This window comes from Sphingomonas sp. BL-S-28 (assembly GCF_055521515.1).
Window position 1 is genome coordinate 545,191 of sequence record NZ_CM145484.1, and the last position, 14,714, is coordinate 559,904.

Annotated in this window: 15 protein-coding genes; 8 read left to right on the top strand and 7 right to left on the bottom strand. The window is 65.0% G+C overall.

Going from position 1 to position 14,714, the window contains the following annotated elements:
* The first annotated feature begins 219 nt into the window (after nucleotides 1-219).
* Both ACZ1JC_RS11415 and ACZ1JC_RS11420 read left to right on the top strand, forming a co-directional pair.
* Nucleotides 220-1,293 (top strand): quinone-dependent dihydroorotate dehydrogenase, encoded by a 1,074-nt coding sequence (locus ACZ1JC_RS11415; RefSeq protein ID WP_465136754.1) that lies wholly within the window; start codon nucleotides 220-222, stop codon nucleotides 1,291-1,293.
* A 125-nt stretch (nucleotides 1,294-1,418) separates the two neighbouring features.
* Entirely contained in the window at nucleotides 1,419-3,224 is a 1,806-nt protein-coding gene (locus ACZ1JC_RS11420; RefSeq protein ID WP_465136753.1) for an AMP-dependent synthetase/ligase, read from the top strand.
* Between the two features lie 119 nt (nucleotides 3,225-3,343).
* On the opposite strand, the gene ACZ1JC_RS11425 is transcribed toward ACZ1JC_RS11420, so the two are convergent.
* The 6 genes from ACZ1JC_RS11425 to ACZ1JC_RS11450 all read right to left on the bottom strand — a co-directional run bounded on the left by ACZ1JC_RS11425 (nucleotide 3,344) and on the right by ACZ1JC_RS11450 (nucleotide 7,819).
* The gene (locus ACZ1JC_RS11425; protein WP_465136752.1) at nucleotides 3,344-4,441 is read right to left on the bottom strand and encodes a calcium:cation antiporter; all 1,098 of its coding nucleotides are present in this window, start codon (nucleotides 4,439-4,441) and stop codon (nucleotides 3,344-3,346) included.
* Nucleotides 4,442-4,493: 52 nt separating this feature from the next.
* Nucleotides 4,494-5,546, bottom strand: coding sequence for a hypothetical protein (locus ACZ1JC_RS11430; protein ID WP_465136751.1), 1,053 nt, complete (start codon nucleotides 5,544-5,546; stop codon nucleotides 4,494-4,496).
* A gap of 93 nt (nucleotides 5,547-5,639) precedes the next feature.
* Nucleotides 5,640-6,167, bottom strand: a complete 528-nt coding sequence (locus ACZ1JC_RS11435) for a hypothetical protein (RefSeq protein ID WP_465136750.1) — start codon at nucleotides 6,165-6,167, stop codon at nucleotides 5,640-5,642.
* A 142-nt stretch (nucleotides 6,168-6,309) separates the two neighbouring features.
* Complete coding sequence (locus ACZ1JC_RS11440; RefSeq protein ID WP_465136749.1) at nucleotides 6,310-7,101, bottom strand: thiazole synthase; 792 nt, start codon at nucleotides 7,099-7,101, stop codon at nucleotides 6,310-6,312.
* Nucleotides 7,102-7,159: 58 nt separating this feature from the next.
* Complete coding sequence (thiS, locus tag ACZ1JC_RS11445) at nucleotides 7,160-7,372, bottom strand: sulfur carrier protein ThiS (protein WP_465136748.1); 213 nt, start codon at nucleotides 7,370-7,372, stop codon at nucleotides 7,160-7,162.
* A gap of 51 nt (nucleotides 7,373-7,423) precedes the next feature.
* Nucleotides 7,424-7,819 carry a MerC domain-containing protein gene (locus ACZ1JC_RS11450; RefSeq protein WP_465136747.1) on the bottom strand — a complete coding sequence of 132 codons (396 nt, stop codon included), beginning with the start codon at nucleotides 7,817-7,819 and terminating at the stop codon, nucleotides 7,424-7,426.
* Between the two features lie 272 nt (nucleotides 7,820-8,091).
* On the opposite strand from ACZ1JC_RS11450, the gene ACZ1JC_RS11455 reads away from it, so the two are divergent.
* From ACZ1JC_RS11455 to rpsI, 4 genes are all read left to right on the top strand, one after another.
* Entirely contained in the window at nucleotides 8,092-9,180 is a 1,089-nt protein-coding gene (locus tag ACZ1JC_RS11455; protein WP_465136746.1) for a COX15/CtaA family protein, read from the top strand.
* On the top strand, nucleotides 9,177-9,512 hold the full coding sequence (gene cutA / locus ACZ1JC_RS11460) for a divalent-cation tolerance protein CutA (RefSeq protein ID WP_465136745.1): 336 nt from the start codon (nucleotides 9,177-9,179) through the stop codon (nucleotides 9,510-9,512). Before ACZ1JC_RS11455 ends, cutA begins: the two co-directional genes overlap by 4 nt.
* Before the next feature lie 288 nt (nucleotides 9,513-9,800).
* Nucleotides 9,801-10,280 (top strand): 50S ribosomal protein L13, encoded by a 480-nt coding sequence (gene rplM / locus ACZ1JC_RS11465; RefSeq protein WP_142636519.1) that lies wholly within the window; start codon nucleotides 9,801-9,803, stop codon nucleotides 10,278-10,280.
* Complete coding sequence (rpsI, locus tag ACZ1JC_RS11470; protein ID WP_465136744.1) at nucleotides 10,280-10,798, top strand: 30S ribosomal protein S9; 519 nt, start codon at nucleotides 10,280-10,282, stop codon at nucleotides 10,796-10,798. Before rplM ends, rpsI begins: the two co-directional genes overlap by 1 nt.
* Before the next feature lie 308 nt (nucleotides 10,799-11,106).
* On the opposite strand, the gene ACZ1JC_RS11475 is transcribed toward rpsI, so the two are convergent.
* Complete coding sequence (locus tag ACZ1JC_RS11475) at nucleotides 11,107-13,518, bottom strand: membrane-bound PQQ-dependent dehydrogenase, glucose/quinate/shikimate family (RefSeq protein ID WP_465136743.1); 2,412 nt, start codon at nucleotides 13,516-13,518, stop codon at nucleotides 11,107-11,109.
* A gap of 230 nt (nucleotides 13,519-13,748) precedes the next feature.
* Here ACZ1JC_RS11475 and ACZ1JC_RS11480 point away from each other — a divergent pair, with 230 nt between their 5' ends.
* Nucleotides 13,749-14,141 (top strand): PadR family transcriptional regulator, encoded by a 393-nt coding sequence (locus ACZ1JC_RS11480; RefSeq protein ID WP_465136742.1) that lies wholly within the window; start codon nucleotides 13,749-13,751, stop codon nucleotides 14,139-14,141.
* On the top strand, nucleotides 14,131-14,697 hold the full coding sequence (locus ACZ1JC_RS11485) for a DUF1700 domain-containing protein (RefSeq protein WP_465136741.1): 567 nt from the start codon (nucleotides 14,131-14,133) through the stop codon (nucleotides 14,695-14,697). Before ACZ1JC_RS11480 ends, ACZ1JC_RS11485 begins: the two co-directional genes overlap by 11 nt.
* Nucleotides 14,698-14,714: the final 17 nt, after the last annotated feature.

Here is a 14,714-nt window from a genome sequence, read left to right on the forward strand (position 1 = left end):
GGAACCGCCCTTAAGGTAATAAAGAACTCGTGCGCATCCCGCTACGAGCCCTTCGGGTCGCAAATCCCGTGTAGGCAAGGGGCCGGGCGATTTATTGTATAATTGCGACACGGCGTGTCGCAGATCGCACTGTCATCCGCGATTCCGTCGCTTCGCGGCCGTCCGGGCCCACATTCAGGGCAGGTAAAGAAGCGTTTGAGCCACGCGCCGTACCCGTTTATGCGCGCGAACGTGATTTATTCGCTACTGCGCCCCGCCCTGTTCCGACTCGATGCCGAATCGGCCCACGGTCTCGCCCTTGCCGGCCTGAAGCTGGCCGGTTCCACGCGTGCGCCGGCCTTCCCGGCCAGTCTTGCCACGCAAGTCGCCGGAATCGCCTTCCCCAATCCGGTGGGCATGGCGGCCGGCTTCGACAAGGATGGCGAAGTGCCCGATGCCTTGCTGGGGCTGGGCTTCGGTTTCGCGGAAGTGGGTTCGATCACCCCCCTGCCCCAGTCCGGCAATCCCAAGCCGCGCCTGTTCCGGCTGGTGGAGGACCGTGCGGTGATCAACCGCATGGGATTCAACAACAAGGGCGCCGAAATCGCCTTCGCCTGCCTGTCCGCACGGCGCGATCGTCCGGGCGTGCTGGGCATCAATATCGGCGCGAACAAGGATTCGACCGACCGGGTGGCCGATTACGCCACGATGGCGCGGATGATGGCGCCGCTGGCGACGTATCTTGCCGTCAATATCTCCAGCCCCAACACGCCGGGTCTGCGCGCGCTGCAGGACGAATCGGCGCTGACCGGCCTGCTGGACGCGGTGATCGCCGCGCGTGACGAGGCTTGCGGTGACGATGTTGGCGGCGGGGGGCGCCGCCCGCCGGTGTTTCTGAAGGTCGCGCCCGATCTGGAGCCGGCCGATATCGATGCCATTGCCCGAATCGCCATCGACCGCCGGCTGGGCGCGTTGATCGTCTCCAACACCACAATCTCCCGCCCTGCCCTTGCGTCGGCGCACGCGGGCGAGACCGGCGGGCTTTCGGGCGCGCCGCTGAAGGATCTGGCGCTGCAGCGCCTGCGCGATTTCCGCAAGGCCACCGGCGGCGCGATTCCGCTGGTGGGCGTGGGTGGCATCGCCAAGGCGGAAGATGCCTGGGCGCGCATCCGCGCCGGGGCCAGCCTGGTGCAGGTCTATAGCGCCATGGTCTATGAGGGGCCGGGGATTGCCAAGGCGATCTGCATGGGCTTGGAATCGTTGATGAAACGCGATGGATTCAGCTCCATCGCCGAAGCCGTGGGCAGCGAGTAGCGCCGCAATCGCGGTTTTTCCCCGCCCGATCTGGTCATTGGCCGCGCTTGTCGCAACCCGCGCGCGCGCCTAGACGTTGACCAAACGACAAATTCCGACATTTCATTGAGAGGACCCCGGTCAACATGGATCTTGTTGACTTCGACAACAGCACGAACTTCGTTTCGCTGTTCCTGAAGCGCGCCGATGCCATCGGCGAAACGCCGATGCTCTGGGCCAAGCGCGATGGCGCCTGGCAGCCGATCACCTGGGCCGAAGTGGCGCGCCGCGTCTGCCTGATGGCCTCTGCGCTGCGGCGGATGGGCCTGCACGATGGCGACCGCGTGCTGATCGTCTCCGAAAACCGCCCCGAATGGTGCATCGCCGATCTGGCGATCATGGCCGCGGGCTGCGTGACGGTGCCGACCTACACCACCAACACCACGCGCGATCACATCCACATTCTGGAAAACTCCGGCGCCAATGCGGCCATCGTCTCCTCCGCCAAGCTGGGCAAGACGCTGCTGCCGGCGATCGTCCAGACCGACCTGTGCCGCCATGTGATCGGCATGGAGCCGATGCCGCCGCTGCAGGGCGGCACCTTCGAACTGCACGACTGGAATGGCCTGTTCGAAGGCGATCCGGTGGCCGCGCGCGCCGAAGTGGAGGCCCGCCTCGTCAACTTCACGCGCGAGGATCTGGCCTGCATCATCTACACCAGCGGCACCGGCGGCGCCCCGCGCGGCGTGCGTCAGCACCACGGCATGTTGCTGACCAACGTGGCCGGCGCGGCGCAGATCGTCATGGACGATTTCGGGCTGGACCAGAGCGAGATCTTCCTCTCGTTCCTGCCGCTCAGCCACGCCTATGAACATACCGGCGGCCAGTTCCTGCCGATCGGCTGCGGCGGGCAGATCTACTATTCCGAAGGGCTGGACAAGCTGGCCGCCAATATCGAGGAAGTGCGGCCGACCATCATGGTCGTCGTGCCGCGCCTGTTCGAAGTACTGCGCACGCGCATCATGAAGCAGATCGAAAAGCAGGGCGCCGTCGCCTCGCGCCTGATGGACATGGCCACGGGCCTGGGCGAACGCCGCCAGCGCGGGCGCTGGCGCTTTGGCGACAAGGCGATGAACCTGCTGCTGGAACACACCCTGCGGCCCAAGGTGCGGGCCAAGTTCGGCGGCCGGATCAAGGCGCTGGTATCGGGCGGCGCGCCGCTCAATCCCGAGATCGGCGTGTTCTTCGATTCGATGGGGCTGACCCTGCTGCAAGGCTATGGCCAGACCGAGGCCGGCCCGATCATCAGTTGCAATCGCCCGGCTGCGGGCATCGACCATGCCACCGTCGGCCCGCCGCTGCGCGGGGTGGACCTGAAGATCGCCGATGATGGCGAGATTCTGGTGCGCGGCGAACTGGTGATGGGCGGCTATTGGCAGAACGACGCGGCCAGCCGCGCGGTGCTGATCGGCGGCTGGCTGCACACCGGCGACATCGGCCACATCGACAGCCGCGGCCGCATCAAGATCACCGACCGCAAGAAGGACATGATCGTCAACGACAAGGGCGACAATGTCTCTCCGCAGAAGGTGGAATCGATGCTGACGCTGCAGCCGGAGATCGCGCAGGCCATGGTCTATGGCGACCGCCGGCCCTACATCGTCGGCCTGATCGTGCCCGATGCCGACTGGGCGCTGGAATGGGCGAAGGCGAACGACGAGAAGTTCGATTTCAAGGCGCTGCAGCGCCTGCCTGCCTTCCGCGCGGAAATCCGAGGCGCGATCGACCGCGTCAACACCGACCTTTCGGTGATCGAGAAGGTGCGCCAGTACGCTTTCGCGGACGAGCCGTTCTCGATCGAGAACGAGGAAATGACGCCCAGCCTGAAGATCCGCCGGCACAAGCTGAAAGAACGCTACGCCGATCGGCTGGACGCGCTCTACCGGAACTGAGGGGGCGCGGCGGCGCCCAATCCTTCGACATACCGTTCGTCGTCCCCGCCTTCGCGGGGGCGACGGAGTTTAGGGTCGAGCAATTGGCCGGTTGAGGCCGTTGGTACCTGCGGACAGGCTCAGGGCACCAGCGTCGTGAACAGATAGGTCGCGAAGATCACCAGATGCACCATGCCCTGCACCAGCGTGGTGCGTCCGGTGCTGAGTGTCATCGTCGCCACCAGCAGGGTAAGCCCCAGCAGCACGGTCGACTTGGCCGAGAGGCCGAGTTCCAGGTCGAGCCCCATCGCCATGGAAGCGATGGCGACGGCCGGAATCGTGAGCCCGATCGTGGCCAGCGCCGATCCGATGGCGAGGTTGAGGCTGGTCTGCACCCGGTTGGCGCGCGCAGCAGACAGCGCGGCAAGGCTTTCGGGCGCCAGCACCAGCGCGGCGATGATGATGCCCACCAGCGCGGGCGGCGCGCCCATCGCCGCCACGCCCGCCTCGATGGAAGGCGACAGGGCCTTGGCCAGCAGCACCACGGCGATCAGCGCCACCGGTAGCATTGTCGCGGCAGCGGCGGCCTTGGCGGTGGGCACCGTTTCGTGCGGGGCCTGGTCTTTATCGGGGTAGAGGAAGTGGTCGCGGTGCCAGATGGTCTGGGCGACGACGAACGTGCCGTAGAGCATCAGCGCATCCAGCGCGACGAAGATCAATTGGTTGTCGTTGTAGAACGGCCCGACGCTGCTGGTGGTATAGTTCGGCATCACCAGCGTCAGCACCGAGAGCGTGGCCAGGATCGCCAGGCCGTGATTCACGCCGGACTGGGTATAGCCCTGCTCGTGATGCCGCCCGCCGCCGAGCAGCAGGCAGACGCCGACGATGCCGTTCATCGTGATCATCACCGCGGCAATCACGGTATCGCGCGCCAGCGACTGCGCACCTGCCCCTTCGCTGAGCATGATCGAGACGATCAGCGATGTTTCGATCACCGTCACCGCGAAGGCCAGAATCAGCGTGCCGAACGGTTCCCCCACGCGGTGGGCGATCACTTCGGCGTGATAGACTGCCGCCATTACCGCCCCGCCCAGCGCCACGGCGACCGTCGCGGTCAGGACGATGCCGGAAGGCTTGCCGATCAGGATCGCCGCCAGCGCCAGCAACGGCACCGCGATCGACCAGGGCGAAAGCCCGAAGGTGGGGAATCGAGGGGCGGCGGATGGGGCGGCGCTCATCGGCACACTATAGGCAAAATTGCCGGTTCGGCCAGTTGGATAGGGCCTGACCCTAGGGTTGTCTTCCTTCCGCTTGCCGTGCCTGCAACCGGAACCGTTGTTGTTCCTGTTCGGCAAGGCCGGGAACGTGCAGGGCCTTGCGCAGGGAATCCGAAATGAGTGCCTTGTCGTAAGGCTCCTGAGTCACCGGCTCACCTTGCGGGAGTTTGAACTGGGTGCCGAGCACCTGTGGTCGGCCAATTCTTTGGAGATACCTGTCGAGGCTGGCCGATGCGATCCACACGGCGGCCGGCTTATCTCTCGCCACCGCGATCGTCGCCAGAACGTGGGCCTTGAGGATGTCATCGGCGCTGTCGCCGTGCTGGAACACGAAAGCGGCATGATAGAAATCTTCGCCGCTTTGGAGAGCATCGGAATCGAGCAATTCCTGCGTACGGGCGCGCCGCCGACCATCTGCTGCGCCAACTTGCGACCAGTCGATCTTTTCCGCCTTGCGGTCGTTCTGGTCGGCTTCGAAGATGGCGGTCATTTCCGCATTGGTCGAACGCGAGACGAAACGCGCATAATTACGCCCCTGATCCCAAGGACCGAGCGTTCCGGTTTCGGCCGCAGCCCGGACGAAATCGAACGGTTCGAAGTCTTCGTAGGTGACGCGCAGATGGGTGGCGTCGATGCGGTGCAGCCGGAACACGTCGGGCCGTGAATGCGGTGCCGGATCGTCGAAACTGAGTTCGACGTCCCCTTTATCCGCGCGAATGCTCTTGGCGGGTCGGCGTACAGCGGGGCCCCGGATGCTGGAGAAGTTTTCTCCATCGGTCTCGAAGTGTTCGGGCCGTTCCCATGTCGCCGTGGGCGCTTTGGCGTCTTGCGAGATTTGCAGGCGGAAGATGGTGGTGTCGCCTGCCTTCATGTCCCAGGTGCCTGCCATGGTATCCGGCATATCCGGAACCGGCACGGATGCGGTGGCGGCAATGGCGAACGCAAGAGGCTGAATCATGGGCAGAATGCTGCCATGGCGGCCCAGCGTCGGCAACGGCAGCCGGCGCGCGCGGGGCGGATTTATGCTTTTTAACCGCCCCAAAGAAAACGCGCCGGATGTTGCCACCCGGCGCGCTCCCCCCGCTGGAATGCGTGGTTTCCCGTTTTTGTGTTGCGACCCGGCGGGCTCCGGTCAGGTATGGGGTTCAGGCATGGGCTGTCAGGCGGCTTCCTTCTCGATCCATTCGGGAAAGAAGATGGGTTCGCGATTGGACCAGCCGGGCGCGGTGGCGGCGGCTTCGCTGATCGAATGGAGCAGCAGCTTGCGGCGGTCCGGATGGATCTGCGGCAGCGCCGCCGCGCCGCAGAAGGCGCCGGGCAGCCACGGACGCACCCAGGCGCCCAGCAGACGCTCGTAGAGGAAGCGGAAAGCCGGGAACGAGGAAATGCGTTCCTGCGAAAGGTCGAAGGCCGCCATGCGCAGCAGCTTGCCCATGAACGCGTCGAGATCGTCGAAGCCGGCTTCATCGGGGTGCATGCCGCGCAGCGCCGGAATCTCGGCATAGGCGGCGTATTGCTTGCGGATGGAGGCTATTTCGGTGGCGTTGCGGCCCCAGAGCTTGAACGCATCCTGCCGATCCAGCCCGACATCCAGGCTGCGCCGGATATAGCGCTGTTCGCATCCGGTGAAGCTGGCGAATTCCCGCAACTCGCTGATCGTGACTGTGGCCGTGCCGGTGTAGGTCATGATGCTGGCTCCCGTGATCCGGAAGGCCGATCCCTTCCTCACGAGAGCCATTTTCCGCCTTCGCGGATTACAATCAGCTTAAGCGTGCAAACGCTTGCTTACGGTTGCACGCGGAAGCATTTGGAAAGGAAATCGTTAACCATTAGATCAGGCCGGCAAGCGGGCTTGAAGGGTCCGCATAGCGCCTTTGGCCCATGCGTCCGGCAAGATATGCGTCGCGTCCGGCCATCACGGCGAGCTTCATTGCGCGGGCCATGCGAATCGGATCTTTCGCTTCGGCGATGGCGGTATTCATCAGCACGCCGTCGCAGCCCAGCTCCATCGCCACGGCCGCTTCGGATGCGGTGCCGACTCCGGCATCGACCAGCACCGGCACTTTCGCGCCTTCGACGATCAGGCGCACGGTCACCTTGTTCTGGATGCCCAGCCCCGAACCGATCGGTGCGCCCAGCGGCATCACCGCCACGGCGCCGCATTCCTCAAGCTGCTTGGCCGCGATCGGATCGTCCACGCAGTAGACCATCGGCAGGAAGCCTTCCTTCGCCAGAATTTCAGTGGCCTTCAGCGTCTCGCGCATGTCGGGATAGAGCGTGCGTGTCTCGCCCAGCACTTCCAGCTTCACCAGATCCCAGCCGCCCGCCTCGCGCGCCAGGCGCAGGGTGCGGATCGCGTCGTCGGCAGTGAAGCAGCCGGCAGTGTTGGGCAGATAGGTGATCTTCTTCGGATCGATATAGTCGGTCAGCATCGGCGCCTTGGGGTCCGACACATTGACGCGGCGCACCGCCACGGTGACGATTTCCGCGCCCGAGGCTGCCACTGCCGCCGCGTTCTGCTCGAAATCCTTGTACTTGCCGGTGCCCACGATCAGGCGCGAGGTGAAAGTGCGGCCGGCGACGGTCCAGGTATCGTTCGAAGCAGCGGTGGTATCGGTCAAGGTGCGCATCCTTTCGGGGGAGCGGGAGTCAGAGGTTTCGAAAAAGCGAGGCCGGGCGTCAGCCGCCGCCGACGAAGTGGACGATCTCCAGCACGTCGCCGTCCGCCAGCACGACATCGCCCAGCGTCGAGCGCGGGGCGATCTCGCCATTGTGCTCGACCGCGACCTTCTTCGGGTCCAGCCCGATGTCGGCGACTAGGTCGGCAATGCTGGAGCCGGGCGCGATGCGGCGCGGCTCGCCGTTGACGGTTAGGGAGATGTCTGCAGCCATGAGGCGCAGATAGCGCCGGGAACGGATTTGGAAAGTGCCGATTGGCAACTCTCAATGCGCGTGGCGCATGTTCCGGATGTGCGCGAAGGCCACCAGCGCGACGCCAATGATCGTCAATATGGACTCGGCACTGCCATGGCCCACGGCAACCGCGGTCGCCATCAGCGCAAGGCCGAGGCCGCCGATCACCAGCGGAGCGACGCGCCCATGACGGGCGACGCCGAAACCGAGCGAGATCACCCCGACGATGACCGCAAGCACCAGGCCGACCCGGTGAATCTCTGGCGAGAGCAGAAATTTGCCGCCCACGATGTCACCGCCGAGGCCCAGGAAGCCGACCAGCACGACGCCGAGAACGCAATGCACCGCGCACAGGCCGCTGAGTAAGATACCGGCCCGGTCCATCCGGTTTCGAATCGCTGTCAGGGTGCTCCGCATGGCGTTCATGTATGTGATGTTGTAACATCATGCAAGAGGTGGCTGATGCGAAATTCGCGGAAGAGCGAATTTCGGTTCGGCACCGGCCCACTCCCCCACCCGACCACCCACGAGTGTATTCTGATGGGTGGTCGGCCCCCTCAGCAAAAAGGTCCCCCGGACCTTTTTGTGTTCTTCGGGACGGGAGCGGGCTGGTGCCGAACGATCCGAAACGCAAGTTTCGGATCACATATTAAGGTTAGCCTTGCGCAATTCGTCGCAAGATCGCAGGGACATGGGCCATGAGAAATGCTGACGGTCGCCCGCTGCTCGGAACTTCCGACGATATCGTTCCCATGGTGCGCTGGCTCTTCTTCGTTGCCGCGCTGGTCGTGATGATCGTGGCGGTGGGCGGTATCACCCGCCTGACCGAATCCGGCCTGTCGATCACCGAATGGAAGCCGATCACCGGCGCCATCCCGCCGCTGACGCAGGCGCAGTGGCAGGCGGAGTTCGACCACTACAAGCAGATCCCGCAATATATCGACGTCAACGGCCCGGCCGGCATGACGCTGGGGCAGTACAAGTTCATCTACTTCTGGGAATGGGTCCACCGCCTGCTGGCGCGCCTGATCGGGCTGGCCTTCGCGCTGCCGCTGGCGTGGTTCTGGTTCAAGCGCACGATCCCGCTGGGCTACAAGCCGCGCCTGCTGGCACTGCTGGCGCTGGGCGGGCTGCAGGGCGTGGTCGGCTGGTGGATGGTGTCCTCCGGCCTCACCGCCGAAGCGGCCGATCGGGTGAGCCACTTCCGCCTTGCCGCGCACCTGCTGGTGGCGCTGACGACCTTGGGCGGGCTGGTCTGGACCGCGCTCGATCTGCGTGAACTGGCGCGCGGGCAGGCCCCTGCCCGCATGACCCGCTTTGGCGCGCTGGCGCTGGCGATGCTGTTCTTCCAGCTGTTCATGGGCGCGATGGTGGCCGGCCTGCGCGCGGGCTATGTCGCCGGCGCCGGCTGGTTCAGTCTGGACGCCTGGCCGTTGATGCAGGGCACCTTCTTCCCCGATGGCGTGGAATGGGCGGGCGGCGCGCTGCATGCCCTCGTCAACGATCCGTACCTCACCCACTTCGTCCACCGCTGGTGGGCCTGGGCCGTGGTCGCGGTGCTAATCGTCATGGCGCGCCGGCTTAAGGCGATGCGCCTGCGCAAGATTTCGGTGGCGATCCACTGCGCCTTCGGGATTCAGGTGATCCTGGGCATTTGCACGGTCTGGTCCGGCGTGGCGCTGTGGCTGGCGGTGGCGCACCAGCTCTGCGGGGCGCTGCTGGTAGCGGCGACGGCCTGGGGCGCACACGGCCTAGGCCGGCGCGATCAGGTCGGGCTGGGGATGTGAGCGAAGAGGCTGTCTCGATCGGTGCGCTGATCTGGAGCCCGTTTCCCGATCAGGACAGCGCCCTTACGGCGATTCACGCCCTGCTGGACGAAGGCCTCGCCGCCTGCGGCAATCTCATGCCGGGCATGACCTCGGTCTTCGTCTGGAACGGAGCGAGGGACACCGCGCAGGAACTGGGCCTGCTGGTAAAGACCAATGCCGCCCTGCTCGATGCCGCCGTCGCGCGGTTGGCGGAGCTGCATCCTTATGACGAGCCGGCCGTGATCGGCTGGCGCTGCGATACCGGCGCGCCGGGCACGCTGGCTTGGCTGGCCAGTATCGGAACGGACTGATCCTTCCTTTCCTCGTCATCCCCGCGAAGGCGGGGATTCCGCTTCTTTTGCGCCGCCGCTAAGAAGAACAAGCGGGGCCCCCGCCTTCGCGGGGGCGACGGAATGGTTTGACTAGGTCCGCTCCAACGCCTCAAAATCCAGAGCGGTATTATTTTACCTCTCTGGAATACCGCGGTCTGCTTGACTTGCGTGCCCTTTTCGACGATTTGGCCGCCTTCCCGCGCTGCCGGAGATTCGCCACAAGCGATTCCCTTGGGCCGCGCAACGAACATTAGGGATAGACCAGCCATGAAGGCGCTTACGAAGGTCACCCGGTCGATCAAGCCGGCCGAGGTGGAAAAGAAGTGGCATCTGATCGATGCCGAAGGTCTGGTGGTTGGCCGTCTCGCGGTCGTCATCGCTGACCTCCTGCGCGGCAAGCACAAGCCGAGCTTCACCCCGCACGTTGACTGCGGCGACCACGTCGTCGTGATCAACGCCGAAAAGGTGAAGTTCACCGGCAACAAGCTGAAGCAGCAGACCTACTACAAGCACACCGGCTACGCCGGCGGCATCAAGGAAGTGACCGCGGACAAGGTTCTCGCCGGTCGTTTCCCCGAGCGCGTGCTTGAAAAGGCTGTTGAGCGCATGATCCCGCGCGGCCCGCTCGGCCGTGACCAGATGCGTGCCCTGCACCTCTACGCCGGCACCGAGCACCCGCACGGTGGCACCCAGCCCGAAGCGCTCGACGTCGCTTCCATGAACCGCAAGAACAAGGTTGGCGCGTAATGTCTGATACCGAAACCGTTCAGAGCCTGTCCGACCTCAAGGACCTCGGCGAAGTCGCTGTGGCCGATTCGGCTGAAACGATCGCTCCGGTCGTCTCGAACGCTCCGCTCCGCGCCCAGGAAATCGACGCCCAGGGCCGTGCCTATGCCACCGGCCGTCGTAAGGACGCCGTTGCCCGCGTGTGGGTCAAGCCCGGCACCGGCAAGGTGATCATCAACGGTCGCGACCAGGAAGTGTACTTTGCACGTCCGACCCTGCGCCTCGTGATCAACCAGACCTTCCAGGTTGCTGGTCGTGACGGCCAGTACGACGTGATCGCCACCGTCAAGGGCGGCGGTCTCTCGGGTCAAGCCGGCGCTGTGAAGCACGGCATTGCCCAGGCCCTGTCGAAGTACGAGCCCGCCCTGCGCGCCGCCGTCAAGGCAGCCGGCTTCCTCACCCGCGACAGCCGCGTGGTCGAGCGTAAGAAGTACGGCCGCGCCAAGGCACGCCGCAGCTTCCAGTTCTCGAAGCGTTAATCCGCTTTTTCGAGAGCTTCGGCTTTACGAAAAGGGGTCGCGGGAAACCGCGGCCCTTTTTTGTTGCGTGGCGTTGGCGAAGTGCTGGGCCTCCCATCCTTCGACAAGCTCAGGATGAGCGGGGGTGGGGATTTGAGGTGGTCGGTATCCGAGGTGGTGGGGATCAGAGATCGTTCCACCCATGGCATCCGGCACCGCCCTTCCCACCCGCTCAGCCTGAGCCTGTCGAAGGCCCAGCCGCCGCGCACCCGGTGGCATGAAAAAGGGCGCCGCCCGAAAGCGACGCCCCTTCCCTTTCTGAAGTCCGCTCAGCCTTGCGGCAGGGCATAGGCGACCAGATAGTCGCCCGTCTTGGTGCCCAGCCCGCCGTGACCGCCAGCGGCGATCAGCACGTATTGCTTGCCGTCCACCGCATAGGTCATCGGCGTGGCATTGCCGCCGGCCGGCAGGCCGACCTGCCACAGCACCTTGCCGGTCCGCACATCCACCGCGCGGAACATCTGGTCCGCCGTGGCGCCGATGAAGTCCAGCCCGCCCGCCGTCATCATGTTGCCGCCGATGTTGAAGATGCCGGTGGGCAGCGGCAGGTTGGTATGCGTGCCGCCAGGGCCGGTGGCGCGGGTGTCACCGATGGGGCGCTGCCAGACGATCTTGTGAGTCACCAGATCGATCGCGGTCAGCGTGCCCCATGGCGGCGGGTTGCAGGGCACGCCCAGCGGATTGAGCCAGGGGTGGACCATGCCGACGTAAGGCGTGCCGTATTGCGGGGCGAGTCCCGGGCCAATCTTCGGTTCGTTGCCTGCACCGTTCCACGGCGGCACCGCGCCCGACTTCTCGTAGGGCCCGCGCGGCTTCATCGTGATCATGAAGGGGATGTAGTTCGAATTGGCGATCAGCAGCTTGCGCTGCGGATCGATGGTGGCGCCGTGCCAGTCGATCACGCCGTCGAAGGCGGGATAGACGATGGTCTGCTTCAGCTGCGGCGGGGTGAACTGCCCTTCGTAGTGCGCCTGCCGGAACTGGATGCGGCATAGCATCTGGTCGATCGGGGTCGCGCCCCAGAGATGGTTCTCGACCAGATCGGCGGGCGTCAGCGAGGGCATGCCGACCGGATAGGGCTGGGTCTTCGCCAGAGTCTCACCCGGCACGCCGTCCTGCGGCACCGCCTTCTCGATGGTCTTCACCACCGGCTGGCCGGTACGCCGGTCCAGCACGAAGAACTCGCCGCGCTTGGTGGACTGGACAAGCGCGGGCACCAGCTTGCCGTTCACCGGCAGGTCCACCATCGACGGGCCGACCGGCAGGTCCATGTCCCAAACGTCGTGATGCACGGTCTGGAAGTGCCAGCGCGGCTGCCCGGTGGTGATGTCCAGCGCGACGACGGAGCTGGAATAGGCATCGTCGAACGGACGGCGACCGCCGCCGAAATAGTCCGGCGTGGCATTGCCCAGCGGAAGGTAGACCATGTTGAGGTCCGGATCGGCGGTATAGACGCCCCAGGCATTGGGAGTGCCGCGCGTCAGCTCGGTCTTGTCGTCGGGATGGATCACCTGATCGGGATGGCCGACGTCCCAGGCCCAGACGATCTGCCCGGTGATGGGATCGAAGGCACGCACCGCGCCCGAAGGCTCGTTGCGGGATTGGTTGTCGAAGACCCAGCCGCCCAGAATCATCCGGTCATGAATTACCAGCGGGGGCGAGGTGACGAAGTGGAAGCCCGCCGGCACATGGCCGAGGTATTGGGTCAGGCTGATGAAGCCATGCTCGCCGAAATCCTCGCAAGGCTTGCCGGTCTCGGCATTGAGGGCGACGATACGGGCATCGAGCACCGGCGCGAGGATGCGGGTGGGGCAGACGCTGCTCTTGCCCTCCGGCGCCTTGTAGAAGGCGACGCCGCGGCAGGCGAGGTAGACGTCGGCGTCGGTATTGGCCTTGGGATCGAACTTCCATTTCACTTTGCCGGTGCGTGCGTCCAGCGCCTCCACCCAGGAATGGCCGGTGCAGACGTAGAGCGTGTCGCCCACCTTGATCGGGGTGACTTCGAAGTTGAACTCGTGCCCCGCGTCGGTGCCGCCCACATCCTCGCCCGGACGCATGTGGTCGCCGGTCTCGGCGGTCCAGGCCACTTTCAGGTTCTGGACGTTGCCCGTGTTGATCTGGGTGAGCGGGGAGAAACGGTCGCCCTTGGCCGTGCGGCCGTAATACCACCAGTCCTCGGCGGGGACCGAAGTGTCGATCTGCCCGGCGAAGATGCGGTTGCCGGCATCGCCGGAAACGCCCACCGGATGCGCGAAGCCGACGATCAGCACCACGATGGAAAGCGCGCAGGCCAGTGCCGGGGCGGTCGCGGCGTGGCGGGCCAGCGCGCGGCGGTCGTCGGCGGCCACGATTCCGCGCCGGACCCAGGGCAGCAGCAGCCAGAGCCCCAGCACCGTCGGCGCGACAAGGCGTGGTTCCAGCCCCCATCCATTCAGGCCGACTTCGTAAAGCGCCCAGATCACCGTTCCCACCAGCAGCGCCGCGTAGAGCCACAGCGCCTCGGGTCTTCGTCGCAGAGCCAGCACGCCGGTCGCGATCAGCGCAAGCCCGGCAACGAGGTAATAGAACGACCCGGAAAACGAAACGAGCCAGACGCCGCCGACGGCGAATACGGCGCCGACGGCAAGCAGCAGCACGCCCGTGAACCACGGGCGGCGGCGCGATAGGGGGGAAAGTGTCAAAGTGTTTCTCCTTTGCCATCCTCGACAATTCACCGCCCGCCGCATGGTTTCCTCGAAACGGCGCAAATCACGGGAACAGGGCGAAATTCCTGCCCGGCACGGCCATCGTTCGATGCCGGATACCTTGTCATAGCAAGGTATCTTGCCGTGCCATGTATTTTCTAAAACAAGGTACCTTGCGTTACACGGTAGCTGGCTATATACAGTGTTCATCCGCAGGAGATGATTCGATGTCCGAAATCGAAATCCAGTTGAAGAAAGGGGTGCTGGGGCTCTGTGTCCTGGCGCTGCTTTCGCGGGGAGACAGCTACGCTTACGAGATCGCCAGCCGCATGGCCGACGCGGTCGACATGGGCGAAGGCACAATCTACCCGCTGATGCGCCGGATGCAGAGCGATGGCCTGGTAGTGACCTACCTTGAAGAATCGCCCTCCGGTCCGCCGCGCAAGTATTACCGCATCACCGAGACCGGCCGTTCGCGGCTGGCCGAACAGGTTGCCGAATGGCGCGGCTTCACGGCTGCCGTCGATGGCCTAATCGAAGGCGCGGCAGAGCCGGTGCAGGCTGCTTCTGGGGCGGCTTCGGCACCTGTAGAGGAAGGGGAGCAGAGCGATGAAGCGTAATGAATTCATCCGCCGCCTGAAGGCCGGCCTCAAGGGCCTGCCGCAGGACGTGATCGACGACATCGTCGCCGATTACGAGGAACACTTCGAAGCCGGTGCCGCCGAAGGGCGCGGTGAGGAAGAAGTCGCCAACGCCCTTGGCAATCCCGCAAGGCTGGCGCGCGAACTGCGCTTCGAAGCCGGCTTCAAGAACTGGGAGAGCGGCCGCTCGCCGTCTTCCGCCTGGGGCGCGATCCTGGCCTTCATGGGCCTGGCCACTATCGACATCCTGATCCTGCTGCCGATCGTGCTGCCGGTTCTGGGCGTGATGTTCGGCCTGTTCGTGGCCACGCTGGTGATGTTCTTCGTCGGCGGCTTCATCCTGATCGCGGGGCCGTTCAGCGGCTTTCCGGGCGGGATACTGGTGGCGATCCTTGGCGGATTGGGCGTGATGAGCGCCTCGGTCGCCTTCGGCGCGCTGCTGACGCTGATCAGCATCTGGATCATCAATGCCCTCATGTGGTTCGGCCGCCTGCACTACCGCGTGATCGAACCCGCCATCCATCCCGAAGACTGAAGCGCACGAGAGAAAGG